The sequence below is a fragment of the Streptomyces sp. YJ-C3 genome (genome assembly GCF_053891275.1).
This window is the reverse complement of sequence record NZ_CM132685.1, coordinates 7,255,606-7,269,679: the sequence shown is the minus strand read 5'-3', so window position 1 is coordinate 7,269,679 and position 14,074 is coordinate 7,255,606. Positions and strand designations below refer to the sequence as shown.

Sequence of the window (14,074 nt, the reverse complement as noted above, 5' to 3'; positions counted from 1 at the left end):
CATACAGGCGGATCAGGAACCAGCGCCACGACCGCTCGCGGAGGATCCCGCTGGACAGGTCAAGGCCGTACTGCTCATGCATGTCGGCCTCAACCAGCGGCCATTGCTCCAGCAGGGCCTCGCGGGTTACTTCCGTCGCCCCTTGCCGCCGCGACGGGAGCCCGCCCTCGTACCACTCGTAGAGCCCCGAGACTGGGTCGTACTCGCCGCAGCCGACGCCGAGGAGCCGCTGTTCCGCGATCGACGGGCCGCCCGGTTCGGGGCCAGGAGAGAAGGGTCGCCGGCCGAGTTCCAGTACTGCTCAGCCCGGTCACGGTCCTGCGTGATCCACACCATCGCCGTGAGGGCGATGTGCTTGAACAGACTCCACTCGACGTGCTTGAGGATCTCGTCGTGCATCTCGCCGAGCGAGAGGCGGAAGATGTGCCGCTCGTCCTCGTCGTTGAGGACTTCCTCGTGGTCCGGGGAGCCGCCAGCGGCGAGGCGAGCGGCGGCCACGGTGAGGAGGTCGACGCGCAGGCCGTCCTCGGCCGGGGGCGAGGGGATGCGGAAGCGTCGTTCCTCGCCGTCGCGGCAGGGGACGGGGAGGACGAGGGCGTCGTCAAGGAACCGCTGTAGCGGCTTGAATTCCTCGGCCATCAGGCGAGCGGGTTGTCGATCATGAGGAGTTCGCCGTCCCCGGTGACGGTGATCTCCGGTGTGTCCAGGTCGGTGTGCTCGCCGCCGGAGTTCTCCCACTTGACGATGCCGACACCCTCGTACGCTTCGGGCATCCCCTCGCGGTCGAACCACCGCAGGTGCGCCCGGCTCCCCGAGGCGAACAGGAACGCCGCCTGGCGCAGCTTCTCGTGGGTGGGGTGGAAGACCTTGGTGGCCCCGTTCTTCTTCCGGTTCAGGGTGACCGACAGTTCCCAGCCCTGCGCGGTCTTCTCGTTGCCGTTCCAGCCGCCGGACTCGTAGTCCGAGGAGTCCTCGACGTTCGGGTCCGGCATCGGAGGCGTGAACTCCTTGACGCCGAACACGGTCTGCCAGTCCGGGTCTCCGGCGTTCGGGTAGTTCATGTCGATCTGAAGTCGCCACCTGCGGGCGAGCGCGGTCTCCGGCGTGGGAGTGGACATGCGGTGCTCCTAGTCCTGTTGGTGAGGGCCCGGCCGAGTGGTCCGGAGGTAATAGTTCGAGGTCAGTTCCATGCGGCCGTGTTCGTCCTGGCCGATCCACGCTTGCGACTGCCGCCACGACAGCTCGACGAACACACCGCCCGCGTCGTAGTTCTCGCGGCCGTGCAGCACGTTGAACACGGCGTCGGCAAGGTCGTCGACCGCGTCCGGGTCGCGGCCCGCACGCATGCGGATCTGCACCCCGGTCGTCGCGTCCGTGAGGTGCGTGTCCTCGACCGGGTACGCGGTCAGGCCGAGCGCCCGGTCCGGGGCCGCCGGGATCACCGCGCGGTAAATCCCCGTCTCCTCGTCCGCGATCGCCCCGTCGGGGCGGAACACGCCAGCCCCGGCGTCTGCCAGGAGGACGGCAATCCCATCGAGGAGCGTGCTCGTGTACCCGCTCACCGCAGTGCCCGCCGAACCTCGGCCGCCACCAGCGCCATGACCTCATCGCGCGAGCTGTTGAGGGCGTTCTCCAGGAACTTCGCTTCGCGGCCCGGGGCGTGCCGGAAGTCGAGCCGTTCGTGTTGAACCACCGCGTACGGACCGTCATAGGACACGGCGGCTGTGAGCGCTGCCTCGTCGACGGAGGCTGTGCCGGAATGCTGGAGGGTGCCCTCGTCGAGCGGCACCCGCTCGTTCGACTTCCCGAGGACGTGCTCGGCGCCGAGGTACAGGCCGCGCGACGCAGCGGCGCGCGTCTCCCGTGTCACCGCGGACCCGTCGAACCGGAGGCGGAAAGACTGCGCCACAGGGGCCTCCCTATTTGAGATAGACCTGCACGTTCGAGGGCACGGGAAGGCGACCGCCGTCCGGCCGGGCAACGGTGATGACCGTCGTCTTCCGGCCGCCGGGCAGCGTCACGCGGCTCTTGGGGGGTGGCCGGTGGCCGGGCCGGGTGAGGTACGACGATCCGGAGGTGACCTGATCGCCGCCAGGGCTGGTCACCAGCTGTGTTCGTTCGTCGATCAGGCAGCGCACGACGGCAGGAGGCCCGAACAGGTCGCCTTTGCTGGACGAGCCGAGATACTGCTCGACGGTGACCTCGTGCTGAAGCACGAAGGCCGGGATCTGCCTCACCACGCGGACCACACCGTGAAGTCGAGGATCCCGCCAGGCACGCGCTGGAGAGCAGCGAGCGCGCGCGGCGGCAGGTTCCCGGCGGCGATCGGTGTAGCGGTGCTGCTGGACCGTCCGGACAGGCTGATCGATCCGGCAGAGACGCTGTCCCAGCCCGCGCCGGCGCCGACCGGGTCACCGGTCTCGTCCCACCACTGCACGATCGCGCAGACGGCCTCAGCGAACGCGGCTGAGGCGGCCGGATCGGTCGGCATACCGTCGTCGTCAACGCAGTACCGTGCGGCCCGGAGCATGTCGTCGAGCGCCCGCGACGCGTCCGTCAGGAGGCGCACCGCGTCCAGCGGTACAGCGGTGCCGAGGTACTCGGCGAGTTGCGTCGTCGTCGCGTACACGCGGCCCGTCGTCGCCACCAGCGGCGCCGGGGCAACGGAGACGACCTCGTGCTCAACGGATGCGCCTGTGCCTGTCACGGTCCACGACAGGCGCCACAGCCCCGCCAGCGTGTACGTCACCGGGGCCGCCCACACCGTGCCGTCGTCCTCGCTGGTGACGACCGGCGCGTCCGTTGTCCCGTCCGGCCGGGTGACGACCAGCGCCGCCCCGGTCGTCTGGTCGGCCGGCGACACCACGAGCCGGGCAGTCACCACATCGCCTACGTCCGGCATCGTCAGCCTCCCGAGGATGAAATCGCGGCCAGTTGCGGGCCGTTCGTGGATGCGGTGAGGGCCGGACCATCGCTGCTCGGCGTGAGCAGCGGCCCCGACGTCGTGGCGTCGAGCCGGTCCGCCGGGCGCTGCCGCACTCCAGCCAGAGACACGGCGACGTTGAGTTCGACCGCGAGGACGAGCCGCACTCGCGGACCGATCAGGGCCCGCGACACCTCGTGCGCTGTGCCGAGCGGACGCCGTGCGCCTGCCCCCATCGAGAGGGCCTCGTCGACCACCACAGCGATCGTGAGCGAGGCGCGTTTGCCCTGGACCAGGCCGAGCCCCGTGACCGACTCGACTGCCGTTCCGAGGGCGCGACGCTTGCCGGCCGTCACGGGTTGAGCAGCGTCGGTTGAAGCGGCCACGTCGAGCGGCTGTGTCTTGACCGCGCGCAGGCTGCGCGCTGTGCTCATCTCCTCGGCCGGCATCACCTGATCGGGGACGGCGAGGAGCTGCGCCTGGCTGCTCTCCTCCGCGGCCGTGAGCGCAAGACGCTTGGCCCGAGTGAGGGGCCGTGCCGTCTCTGTCTCTGCGCCGATGGTCAGGGCGCGAGTCTTGGCTGTGCCGAGTGGGCGGGCGGTGTGCGTGTCGCCGGTCCTAGGCAGGGCTCGTGCTCTCGCCCGGCCGAGGAGGCGCGCCGTCCACGTCTCCTCGGCAGGTGCGAGAGCTCGAACCTGGCCGCCCGTGAGCGGCCTGCCCTCCGCGGTCTCGGCCGTCACGCCGAGCCGCGCCACCTTGGCCTGACCGAGTGGCCTGGCCGTTTCCACCATCCCCGCCGTGCCCTGCACGGAGGACTTGCGACGGCCCAACAGGTGGGCCGTGTCGGTCTCTTGAACGCGAGCCAACCCCGACGCCCGAGCGAACGGGCGGGCCGTGCCGACCTCGCCTGCGGACGGTAGTGTCCGCCGCTTGAGTCGGGCCGGGGCCGGCGCGGTGCTGCTCTCGACGGCGGCGCCGAGCGTCTGGCGCTTCGCCCGAGTGAGCGGCTGCGCGGAGCTCGTCTCCGCTGCCAGAGCCACCGCGAGTTGCTGGCTCGCCGCGGTGTTCAGGCTGTCGAACTCGGCGTAGTCGTCGGTCCCGTTGTTCCGGTGCGCGATGAGCTGCACCTGGAGGTTCGTGTCGCCCGCCCATGCCGGGGACGGGGTGGTGCGCCGGTTCGTCCACGTCGACCCGTCGGGGCTGGTGTCCCAGTACAGGGCGCCGCCCGTCTCGCGCAGCCGCAGCCACGCGTGCGCTAACGGGTCGTAGGTGATGGCGACTTGGGCGGGGTCGTAGTAGGCGGTCCGGACTGCCATCACCAGGTTCCCGGTGATCGCCGACACCTCGAAAATGGCGTCCGTGCCGAGTGTGGCCGTCTGCACGAGGAGCTGTGCCCATGCCTCCGCCGTCGCGCCGCCTGCGGCCGGCGGCCACATGCGGACGTGGACCGCGGACTCGCGCAGCCGGTACGCCTCCGCGGACGCGTACGCGTTGTACGCGGCAGTACAGGCGACCCGGGCCCGGCCGCCCGTCTCGGAGTAGCCGCCGGGCTCGTAGGAGTCGGGCCACTTCGCCGGGTCGGTGACACCGTCGTTGAAGTCGTCGGTGAGCGCGGCGAACGGGACGCCTCCGAGCCCGACCACCGGCTGTGCGGCGGCCGCCTCCGTGGCGGTGCCGAGCGCCAGCACCTTACGGCGGCCGAGGGCCTGCGCCGTGCTCGTCTCCCCGCACGTTCCGGCGGCGAGTGATGCCGGGGCGGTCGCTTCGACGAGCGCCCACAGCGCGGAGACGCGGCGAGCGGTCGTCTGCGAGGCGTTAGAGCGTACGCCGATCTGCGCGTTGTCGAGCGCTGCCCTTGTCCACGCCGCCCCGGTCTGCGGATTCGTGTACGCGGTGAGCTGCGGCACGTACGGCATCGCCGCCTTGTGCGTCGCCCACCCGTTCACGGCGACGGATACCGATCCGGACTCGACGACGGTCCCGGCCGCCTGGCTCTTGAGCCGGTATACGAGACTCGCCGCGGTGGCGGCATTCGAGCCGATCCGGCCGCCCACCGCCACCAGGGCAATCGTGTCCGAGACGCCAAGGCCCGCAGCCGCCGGGGAGCTGACGTTGAAGTCGTCGACCGTCGTCGTCCCGGTCGCGGTCGTCTCGTTGTACGAGGTCGCATCGTTCGGGGGCGTCTCGGAGACGCGGCCCCAGTTGTTCGCGGTGCCGGCCGTACCGCCCACCGCGGTGGCCCAGCCGTTCGCGTCGCCCGCGGAGTCGGGCGTGAGGTGGACTACGTTGCCCGGCCCGGGGAGCCCGGTCTGGGCTGTGCCGTTGGTGTCGTTCACGGCGAGATCGTCGAGGTGGATCTCGCCGGTCGCCGCGGTGACGAAGCCGGTGCGAATGCGGGAAAAGCCGTTGATGTTGGAGACGACCGTCGCCCCGCTGAAACTGACGCCGTTGAGGTAGCCGATGAACGCCCCGGTGACGCTGCCCGCGGTCCCGGCTGCGTCGGTGTGGTCGAGCTCGATGCGGTACCACTGGCCGGTGCTGAGCGTGGCCGAGGCGGTGCCGAGGTCGGTGCCGGTGAACCCGTCGTACAGGCGCAGCGTGCCGCCCGCGGTGAGGCGAAGCTGTGCGGGGAAGTAGCCGGACTGGCCGATCGCGTAGATCGTGACGGTCGCGGACGGGAGCGTCGTGATCCGCAGGTACAGGCGGTGCAGGGTGCGCTTCACGACGCCGGTGTCGACCTGCTGCTCGACGTACTGCGTCGCCGCCGTGGGGTTGATCCTGAGGGAGGCCGTGCCGAGCCGGTGGACCGTCGTGGAGATCGTCGGGGTGCCGGTGACGGAGAGAACCTCCACCCCTGCGGCCGCCGACTGGAGCTCGAACCCGCACGTCCACAAGCGCGCCACGATGGCCTCCCTCAGGGGTCAGGCTGCGGACGAGGCGCGCGCGAAGTCGGCGATGGTGAGCGTGAAGTCGCTGCCATCCGGCGTCATGGTGACGTCGTGCTTCGTGAGCGGAATGAGGTCCGCGTCCGTCCCGGTCGTGGTGTCCGGGTCGTAGCAGATGACCACCGCCGAGATCGGGTTGCCGGTCGCCGCGGTCCAAGTGACGTCGGCTGCGTCCCCGTTCCAGCGGTCGTTGGTGTCGTCGACCGTCCCCGTCACCGAGGCGAGGGTCTTGCGGCCCATAGTCGTCTGCTCGTTGGACGCCCCGGCGAGGAGCGTGCCGAGGTCGTCGTAATCCCGCATGACCGCGTCGGTGACGATCCCCGCCGTCTCGATCGGCACCATGATCAGAGCGTCGTTCGTTGCGGGCAGCGACGCGTAGTACGCCAGCCTGCCCAGGGCGATGTTGAAGACGATGTTCGCCATCGCGTCTCCCTTCGGGAACGCGAAAGGGAGGCCACGAGGGGCCTCCCTATTCGCTGAGCTGGTCGGCTACGCGGACGCGCCGATGATGTGGATGTCGTACGTGACCGCGGTGCCCGCAGCCGAGTTGGCGACCTTCAGCAGGTCGCCCGTGCCAGCCGCCACCGCATACCCGGTCGCGTCAGCCACCCCGGTACCGACCGCCACGAAGGCACCCGGCCTGATCGTGAGGGTGTGCGTTGCACCAAGGAGCGTGGCCCAGGCGTTGCTGGACGCTGCGCCGATGACGACGTTGTTGGTGTTCCCGGCGGCCGCCGCGACGATGAGCCCCTTGATGCGGGCGAACGTGATCGCCGCGCCGACCGCGTCGAGGAGCACGCCGGCGAGGTCGAGATCCTCGGACGCCGACGCGGCCAGCGTGCGCCGATCCGAGAACACCCGGTCGGCCTTGCCCGCGCCCGTGCCCGAGGCGAGCGACATGGAGCGGGACAGGGATTGTGCGGCCTTGGCGGTGCCGAGGTCGAGCGCCGACGTCAGCTCGGCGAACCCGCTGACGGCGAGCATCGTTCCGGAGAGAGGCATGGTGGTGTCCCTCCGGTCAGGTCGCGATGACGAGCGGGCACTGGCGCTTGAACGCGGGTGTCGCGATCGTCCCCGGAGCGGTGCCCGTCAGCGACGAGCCCGACGTCTGCGCGAGGTTGCCCTCACCGGCCAGCAGCGGCTTGGACGCGATCGTGCCCGCCAACGTCGGCGGAGTCGTCGCCGTCACGTTCACCGCGGCCCTGTACCGGCCCGACCGCGTGGCCCGCTGCGGCGCCCCGAGCGCCAGCGTCTTCCACGTGTCCGCCGCCCACGCCGCGGTCAGCTGATCCGCAGACTGCGACAGCAGGACGCCCGTCGGGTCGTACAGCGCGAACCAGTAGTTCGTCGGCGTGCCGGCCGCGGTGCCCGCGGAGAGGAACGACAGGTTCGTGACGAGGTCGCCCTCGTTCAGCCACAGGTCGACGGACGTCATCACACCGGAGGCGAGCGCGGCGACGTCGTCGAGGCCGATCCTGGGGAGGTTGGCCCGGTGGAAGACGTCGGGGCGGCCTCCGGTGTCGAGGTAGCCGAGACTGTCGCGGACGTTGCCGCGGAATGCGCCGTGAACGGTCATGCCTCGGCTCCCTTCTGGAGAACGGTCTTGCGGGCCTTGCCCGCCTTCTCGGCGTCGAGGACGCGGGCGACTTCGTCCTCGTCGTCGGCGTGCGCGTCGAGGTAGGCGATGACCTCCGGCGCGTCATGCTCGGCCGGGTCGAACGGCTCGTCGCCCTGCTCGGGGCGCTGCGGCTCGGCCGGCTCGCCCTTCTCAGCGCCGTCACGGGTGAGGGTGTAGCCGCGGCGGCGGAAGTACTCGATCGCCGCCCGGCCCTCCTTCGCCTCGTCGGTGACGTGCCCGACGCCATCCCTGAAAGAGACGCCGGCCGACTCGCCGCTGAAGTCACCCATGGGGGCGTGCACAGTGAAGGCGTTCATGATCAGGCCACCTTCACGTTGCGGAGGACGCCCGCGCTCTTGCTGTTCCGTAGAACCATCGCGACCGGGCCCATCTCGATCTCGCCGGACTTGACTGCACCGGCCTGCGAAAAGTCGGGCATCCACGTCTCGACGAGCGGCTTGCCCGCGACGCTCGCACCGTGCAGCGCGTCCAGGCCGAAGCTGGCCGCGTACAGGTCGGTGACGTTGGTGATGTTGCCGCCGCCGCCCGCGCCGTCGGTGTCGCGGGTCTCGGTCGGGATGATCGGCGCCGAGCCGGTGGCGTTGTCGCCGAGGTCGATGAGCGTCCACGGCCCGTACATCTCGATCTGGCGGCCGAGGTCGTCCTTCGTCTGCGTGTAGATCCCCGCCCATCGGGCGAGCGCACGCATGCGGGTGATGCTCTTGGTGTTGCCGAGGATCGCCTTCAGGCCCGGCGGGAGGGAGCCCGGGGCGCCCTGGTCGCCGCCGCCCGTGTGGGAGGGGACGATCCGCGACAGGAAGTCGTCGATTACGTCGAGCTGAGACATCGCCTCGGCCTGCGTGTCGATCGTGCCGCGGGTCCAGTCCAGGTAGCCGGTGGTGACGCCCTCGTTGACCGGGAGGTACTCGGTCGACTGGCCCGTCAGCGCCTTGTCCAGGCCGTCGAACCCGGCGGAGTCCACGGCGGTGTCGCCGTTGATGAGCTCGTCCTGGAACCGCGTACGGACCGCGGTCAGGAGTTGCTGCATCTGGAACGTGACCTCGTTGGTCTGCGCTTGGCCGAGGTTCGCGAGGACGCGGTCCACGCTGAACGCGCCGCCGAGCGGCTTGAGGTCGACGGTCTGCCGGCCGCGGGTGGCCTGCGAGACGCCGTACTCCTGGTTCAGTTCGCGGAACTGCGCGCTACGTGCGGCGGTGAGCCGGGTGTAGCCGTAGGTCAGCGAGCCGCCGCCGGTGCCGGGGGTGACCGTGTCATCGAACACGATCTGGTCGAGCAGCCACGAGTAGCGGCGGAGGTTGTCGATGACCGCGTAGTTCACGTCGGCCTGGGTGTTGATCGCCGCCTGGGCGAGCGTGATGGGCATGGGTTACTCCTGATCGTCAGGTCTGGTAGTGCGCGCCGACCGCCCCGGACAGGGAGCCGGTCCGCTTCTTCGCGGTGCCTTCGCCGGTGCCGCCGGACAGGTCGCCGCCGCTCTTTCCGGCGGGCGCGGCAGCCGCGAATGCGGGGTTGTCCTTGACGGCCGCCTTGATCGCGTCGTCGAGAGCGGTAGTGAAGCCCTTTGCGGAGGGGTCGAGTTCCGAAATCGCCTTCAGGAAGCTGCGGGAGTCGAGGAGCGCCCCGGCCTTCGCGGACTGCTTGTCCGCGCGGGACCACACCGCCAGCTCGACGTCCTTCGTGCGGAGCGTCGTGTTCAGGTCGGCGATCGTCGTGTCCTTCTGTGCGATCGCCTCGGCGAGCTTCGCCGGGTCGGGCGGGGTGTCGTCCTTGACGAACCCGAGCGCCTTCCCGAGCTGCTGCGTCAGCTTGGTAACGGCCTCGTCGGCGGCCTGCTTCTTCGCGTCCGTGCGGGACTTGCCCGCGTCCTTGCGGGCGTCGGCGAGTTCCTTCTCCAACCGCTTGATCGTGGCCGCGGAGTCGTCGCTCTTGCCGTCCTTCCCCTGCCCGGTGTCCGCCCCGGCGTCGCCGCCAGTGCCACCGGCGCCTGCGGCCCCGTCAGCGTCGCCGTTGCCGGTGTCCGCCCCGCCGTCACCGTTCCCTTCGCCGGATCCGGAGCCTTCGCTGTCCCCTCCGTCCGCGTAGAGGAACGGGGCGAAAGGGCCGTGTCCATAGGGGTGGGACCAGCCGGCCCCTGAGAGCCGGTGTCGAGGCAGGGTCTTCTTCGGCATGCGCCCTCCAGGGCATGAGTCGCCCGCGCCTGGCGAGCGGTGGGGTTCGGGCCGCGCCTGGCGTGCCCGCGGTAGTGCATTCGGCCCGCGCCTGGCGGGCCTTCAGGAGTGACCCGCTCCAGGCGGATCGGTATCCCCGACCGCTCCGGGCGGCCGGAAGTCACAGCCCTGCTCGGAGTCCGAGGCAGGGCATGAAAAAAGGCCCGCACAGGGCGGGCCTTGAAAGGTGCGAGCGTCAGCCGAGGTCAAGCTTCCCCGTCTTGGCGTAACCGCGGAGCCACGCCGTCCGGTGCAGGTCACCAGCCGGATACGGACACGTCGTCACCGAAGCACCCTCACGGCCGGCCGCAGCACCCTGCCCGACAGCGCGTACAAGCGTCTCGCGGGACATGCGGCCCTCCCAGTATCAGAGTCGGTTCTGCTGGTCGTTGGCTGCTTGGCGGGCCGTCTGCGCGGCGTCGCTGGCTTCTCCGGTGACCTGCTCGGTGTACTCGGCCAGAGTAGTGCGCGGGTTGTCCGCCCACCACCGTTTCAGCTCTTCCGAAGCACGCGCGTAGGCGACGTGTGACGGGCCCGTGAACAGGGACCGGACGTCCACGCCGGCGGCGCGCGCCTTGGCGGACAGCATCACGCCGTTCGTGGCTTCCTCGGCGGCGAGGATCTGCGAGAACACGTGCTCCGCGTACAGCTCCCGGATCTGCTTCCGGGTGTACGTACCGCGCGCGGCCTGCTGTTCGGCGTCCCGCTCGGCGATCCACCGCTCCGTCGACGTCATGCCCGCGTACGGGTCCGGCAGATCGTCGACCAGATGCGACCAGTCGTCGAGGTCGCCGAGCGGGCCGAGTGCCTCGTCGAGGGCGGCCCGGTCCGCGAGTTGACCCTCAATCGTGTGCCCGCCGGCCGCGGCCGGTGCCGGGGCGGGCGGGTAGCGGCGGTCGAACTCGGCGGCGATCCGAGCCGCGTCGCGTTCGGTCGCGTACCGCATCGCCCATCCGAGGACGCTGTCGCCGAACGCGGCGACGTTCGCGGCGAGTTGTCCGCCAGGGAACAAGTCGGCGAGCATCTGCCGGCGGTCGGCCTCCGCGGCGATCGCAGCGAGGTCGCTGCCGGTTGCGGTCGCGGCGCGCAGGCCGAGGGCCTCGTCCGACATGCCGACGAGCGCACGGTCGATGCCGGGCATGCCCGCGTCGAGGTCCCGCCGGTCGAGTTCTGCAGCGATGCGGAGCGCATCCTCGGCGCCCATGTCCCGCAGTGCGCGGCCGAGTTCGTCATCGGCAAAGCCGGTGAGGTCGTCGGCGAGCCGGCCGCCGGGCCGGATCCGGTCGAGGAGTGCCGCATGGTCGCGGCGGTCGGCCTCGTCGCGGACGCGTGCGAAGTCACGTTCGTCGAGGGCGCCGGAGCGCATCGCCGCGCCGAGTTGGGTGTCGCTCATCTCGGCCGGCGTCCGGGCATCGCCCGCGCGGATGCGTGCGGCCTCGACGGCGTCCTGCGGCGGGCGGGCGCCGGTCGGCAGGTTCGAGGCGCCGGGCTGCTCGCGGTACCGCTTGCGTTGCAGTTCCGGGTGCGCGTCGAGGTGCTCGCGCATCTTCTTCTGCCAGTCCCGGACGCGGGCCTCGGCCTGCCGCTTCACGGCCGGGTCCACGGCGCTCGCCACGTCCAGCTTGTGCCTGCGGATGTTCCGCTCGATCGCCCGCTGCCGCTGCGTCGCCTCGTACCCGTCCGGGTCCTGTGCAGCATTCTGCGGTGTGCGGGTGAGGCCCGGCAGGTACGCACTCGTCGTGTGCTTGCAGTTGGGGTGTTGCAGGCCCGCCCGGCGCGCGTCGTCGAGGGTGCCCGCTACCTCAACCCGGACCATCCGGCCGTCGTCCGTGGCGTGCTCGGCCTCGACCGTGCGCGCGCCCGATACTCCCGACAGAGCGAGGATCTTGCCCTCCCACGGGCGGCACTGCGGGCACTCGTGCGGGCTGTTGGAGACGATGACCAACTCGACTCCGGCCGCGGTGAGCTGATCCGTGTGCGCCTCGACGGCGGCCCGGCCGACCGCGGTGCGCACGGCCATCTCCGCGTACGCGGGCATGGACCAGCCACGGCCGGCCCGGTCGACGAAGCTGGTGACGCCGCGCCGCGTGAACTGCTGGACGGCCTGCTGAGTGGCCTGCCTGCGAGTGTCGACACCTGCGAGCGGGGTCGCCGCCGCTTGCGCGATCACGCGCCGGTAGATGTCCTCAACACCGCGGAGGATTCCGCGATGCGCGTCGGTGACGCGGTCGATCGTTTCCATGGCGAGCCGGTCCACGCGGCGGGTGCCGGGTGTCTCCTCGGCGATCCGGCGCACGTCGTCATCGTGGAGGGCCCCGAGTTCGAGCAGGCCCGCGCGGGCGCCGACGTTGTACGCCTCGGCGACCGCATTGTGAACCTCCAACGAGGTGGCCCGGCCGAGCTCGTCGACGACCGCCTGCGCGCCCCTGCGGAGTGCCTGAATGTCGCGGAGCTTGGCCTGGACCCAGCCCGGCGCGCCGAGCCCGTCAGCGAGCCTGCGAGCCACCAGGGACAGGAGCCGCTCCTCCGCGGTGGCGTAGACGTCGCGGATCCCCGCGGACAGATCTTCAGCCATCCACGGGGACACCGGCATCGCGGACCCCCTACGCCTCTACGCCCACAGCCTCAGTGCCAGCGTCATCGTCCGCGCCCGGATCGGTGATGGGCCGGTCCTCCCTGACCGTGGCGGGATCCTCGACGAGCCGGCCGGACTCACGCAGAATCCGGTCGACTTCCGCGCGCTGGTCCCGCTCGTCCCAATCCGGGTGCAGGAGTGCGACCTTAACCTCGGTCGAGGCGGCCTCGGCCTGCGACCACAGGGCCGCGGTCTCGGCGAGAGTCTTCACGTCGTCCTGCACGGAGTCCTGGAACCTGACGTCCGGCCTCTCGACGTCGACCGCCGGAGCCCCCGGGAACATCGGCGAGGCGACGAGCATGAGCCACGCCTCCGTGATGTCAGCGATCTCGGGTGCTGCCAGCTCGGCTTTACGGGCACGGGTCGACATCGACCGGGCGTTACGGGCCTTGATCTCCGTCGCAGTCACCGCGGCGCCGGCCGAGTCGTCGCCGAACGTGCCAGCGCTGTACCCGGCGTTCCGCACCACCTTCTCCGTCAGCTCGGCGGCCGTGGCCCGGTGCTCCTCGTGCCGGATGAGGAACTGGTTCAACGTGATCGCCTGGTCGGCGGTCGGAGGGACGTTCATCGGGGCGTAGACCTCGCGGTCCTCCCACACGCCGCCCATGCCAGGACCGGAGTTGAGCAGGTAGCCCGACGGCACGATGATCCGCGCCTTCGCGAGACGAATGTCCCGCAGCCAGCTGGTGTACGTCTCGTCGATGCCCGACAGGAACGTCTCCGCGCCCTGAAAGTCGGACGTGCCGAGCCCTGCGGCCCCGGGGATGTCTTCCCAGTCGGGGGCGTCCATGGTGTTCGGCAGGTAGGCGACGAGGAGTTTTCGCTCCATGCCCGACGGAAGTGCCCGTGCGGGAAGGAAGTCCTTCGTGGCCTCGAAGTCGGTGAGTGCGCGGGGCTTGCCGAGGTTGTCCTCGGTGCCGTCGTACACGCCGTGCAGCACCCACCCCGGTTCGTGCCGTTCCAAGTGCCGCACGACGCGCTGCCCGTCGGCCTCCAGCACGGTCCAGAACGTGACTGCGCGCAGCTTCTCCCCGTGCGCGAACTCCGGTGCCGCGCCGTCCGCCCGCACGCGGCCGATCCATGGGAGCGCAGCGACGTCGGTGTCCCACACGATCCGCAGATAGGCGCCGCCGAGGCCCGCGCCGGACTCGCCTGCGGCGATGAGGGTGCGCTTCAGGCCGGTGTTGAGGAGCGTCTCCAACGTCTCCTGCGTGGCCTTGTGCGCGACCTTCAGCGCCGGAGGCTCGGAGTACAGCAGGTCGGCCGACGTGCGGGCGATGTCCCGGGCGAGCGGCATATGGAGGTTGGCGCGCTTCTCGCCGAGCGGTGTCGGTTCACCCCAGAACCAGCGGGACACGCGGCCGACGACGCCGCCGCGGTACTGCGACGGCCGGTTCTCGGCCGGCCCGAAACGGGCGTTGTCGCGGTGCCGGTTGCGGTAGCGGTAGGCGAGCCGGTCCGGGTTCGCGGACAGCCACGCTGCCCAGTCCGCCATGTCGGCTTGGATCGCGGGGTGGATCGGCGGCCAGCGAACACCCTTGTCAGGAAGCGGCATGGAACGATCCCCCTCTCCAGATGTGCCAGCACGCCCACACGCGGGCTCGCCAGGTCAGACGTACGCGAACGTTCACGACGAGCCCGCCCGCATGCACCCGCGTGGGGCAGTCGAGTTGAGCCCGGACGCCCGTCCAGCGCGGGAACGGTGGCACCGCACCGAGTCGAGTC

The 14,074-nt window shown here is 70.8% G+C and carries 16 protein-coding genes; all 16 read right to left on the bottom strand.

Features of this window, described 5'->3' with window-relative positions:
* Positions 1-126 precede the first annotated feature (126 nt).
* Positions 127-639 (bottom strand): DUF7426 family protein, encoded by a 513-nt coding sequence (locus ACVHNB_RS32915; protein ID WP_456226553.1) that lies wholly within the window; start codon positions 637-639, stop codon positions 127-129.
* A complete protein-coding gene (locus tag ACVHNB_RS32910; RefSeq protein WP_456226552.1) occupies positions 639-1,118 on the bottom strand; it encodes a phage tail tube protein in 480 nt (159 codons plus the stop codon). The genes ACVHNB_RS32915 and ACVHNB_RS32910 overlap by 1 nt, the downstream gene beginning before the upstream one ends.
* 9 nt (positions 1,119-1,127) lie before the next feature.
* Positions 1,128-1,562, bottom strand: coding sequence for a minor capsid protein (locus ACVHNB_RS32905; RefSeq protein WP_456226551.1), 435 nt, complete (start codon positions 1,560-1,562; stop codon positions 1,128-1,130).
* A complete protein-coding gene (locus tag ACVHNB_RS32900; protein WP_456226550.1) occupies positions 1,559-1,909 on the bottom strand; it encodes a hypothetical protein in 351 nt (116 codons plus the stop codon). The genes ACVHNB_RS32905 and ACVHNB_RS32900 overlap by 4 nt, the downstream gene beginning before the upstream one ends.
* 10 nt (positions 1,910-1,919) lie before the next feature.
* Positions 1,920-2,240: a hypothetical protein gene (locus ACVHNB_RS32895; protein WP_456226549.1), complete on the bottom strand. Its 321-nt coding sequence runs from the start codon at positions 2,238-2,240 to the stop codon at positions 1,920-1,922.
* The gene (locus ACVHNB_RS32890) at positions 2,234-2,902 is read right to left on the bottom strand and encodes a hypothetical protein (RefSeq protein ID WP_456226548.1); all 669 of its coding nucleotides are present in this window, start codon (positions 2,900-2,902) and stop codon (positions 2,234-2,236) included. Before ACVHNB_RS32890 ends, ACVHNB_RS32895 begins: the two co-directional genes overlap by 7 nt.
* A gap of 2 nt (positions 2,903-2,904) precedes the next feature.
* Entirely contained in the window at positions 2,905-5,826 is a 2,922-nt protein-coding gene (locus tag ACVHNB_RS32885; RefSeq protein ID WP_456226547.1) for a hypothetical protein, read from the bottom strand.
* Positions 5,827-5,844: 18 nt separating this feature from the next.
* Positions 5,845-6,291, bottom strand: coding sequence for a hypothetical protein (locus tag ACVHNB_RS32880; RefSeq protein WP_456226546.1), 447 nt, complete (start codon positions 6,289-6,291; stop codon positions 5,845-5,847).
* 66 nt (positions 6,292-6,357) lie between these two features.
* Positions 6,358-6,870, bottom strand: a complete 513-nt coding sequence (locus ACVHNB_RS32875; protein ID WP_456226545.1) for a hypothetical protein — start codon at positions 6,868-6,870, stop codon at positions 6,358-6,360.
* Between the two features lie 16 nt (positions 6,871-6,886).
* Positions 6,887-7,444, bottom strand: coding sequence for a hypothetical protein (locus tag ACVHNB_RS32870; protein WP_456226544.1), 558 nt, complete (start codon positions 7,442-7,444; stop codon positions 6,887-6,889).
* On the bottom strand, positions 7,441-7,803 hold the full coding sequence (locus ACVHNB_RS32865) for a hypothetical protein (protein ID WP_456226543.1): 363 nt from the start codon (positions 7,801-7,803) through the stop codon (positions 7,441-7,443). The genes ACVHNB_RS32870 and ACVHNB_RS32865 overlap by 4 nt, the downstream gene beginning before the upstream one ends.
* 2 nt (positions 7,804-7,805) lie before the next feature.
* Complete coding sequence (locus ACVHNB_RS32860) at positions 7,806-8,870, bottom strand: major capsid protein (protein ID WP_456226542.1); 1,065 nt, start codon at positions 8,868-8,870, stop codon at positions 7,806-7,808.
* A gap of 16 nt (positions 8,871-8,886) precedes the next feature.
* Positions 8,887-9,675: a hypothetical protein gene (locus ACVHNB_RS32855; RefSeq protein ID WP_456226541.1), complete on the bottom strand. Its 789-nt coding sequence runs from the start codon at positions 9,673-9,675 to the stop codon at positions 8,887-8,889.
* Between the two features lie 235 nt (positions 9,676-9,910).
* On the bottom strand, positions 9,911-10,066 hold the full coding sequence (locus ACVHNB_RS32850; RefSeq protein ID WP_456226540.1) for an Rmf/CrpP fold protein: 156 nt from the start codon (positions 10,064-10,066) through the stop codon (positions 9,911-9,913).
* Between the two features lie 15 nt (positions 10,067-10,081).
* Positions 10,082-12,289, bottom strand: a complete 2,208-nt coding sequence (locus ACVHNB_RS32845) for a phage minor capsid protein (RefSeq protein ID WP_456226539.1) — start codon at positions 12,287-12,289, stop codon at positions 10,082-10,084.
* Positions 12,290-12,317: 28 nt separating this feature from the next.
* Positions 12,318-13,904 (bottom strand): phage portal protein, encoded by a 1,587-nt coding sequence (locus ACVHNB_RS32840; RefSeq protein WP_456226538.1) that lies wholly within the window; start codon positions 13,902-13,904, stop codon positions 12,318-12,320.
* Positions 13,905-14,074 lie beyond the last annotated feature (170 nt).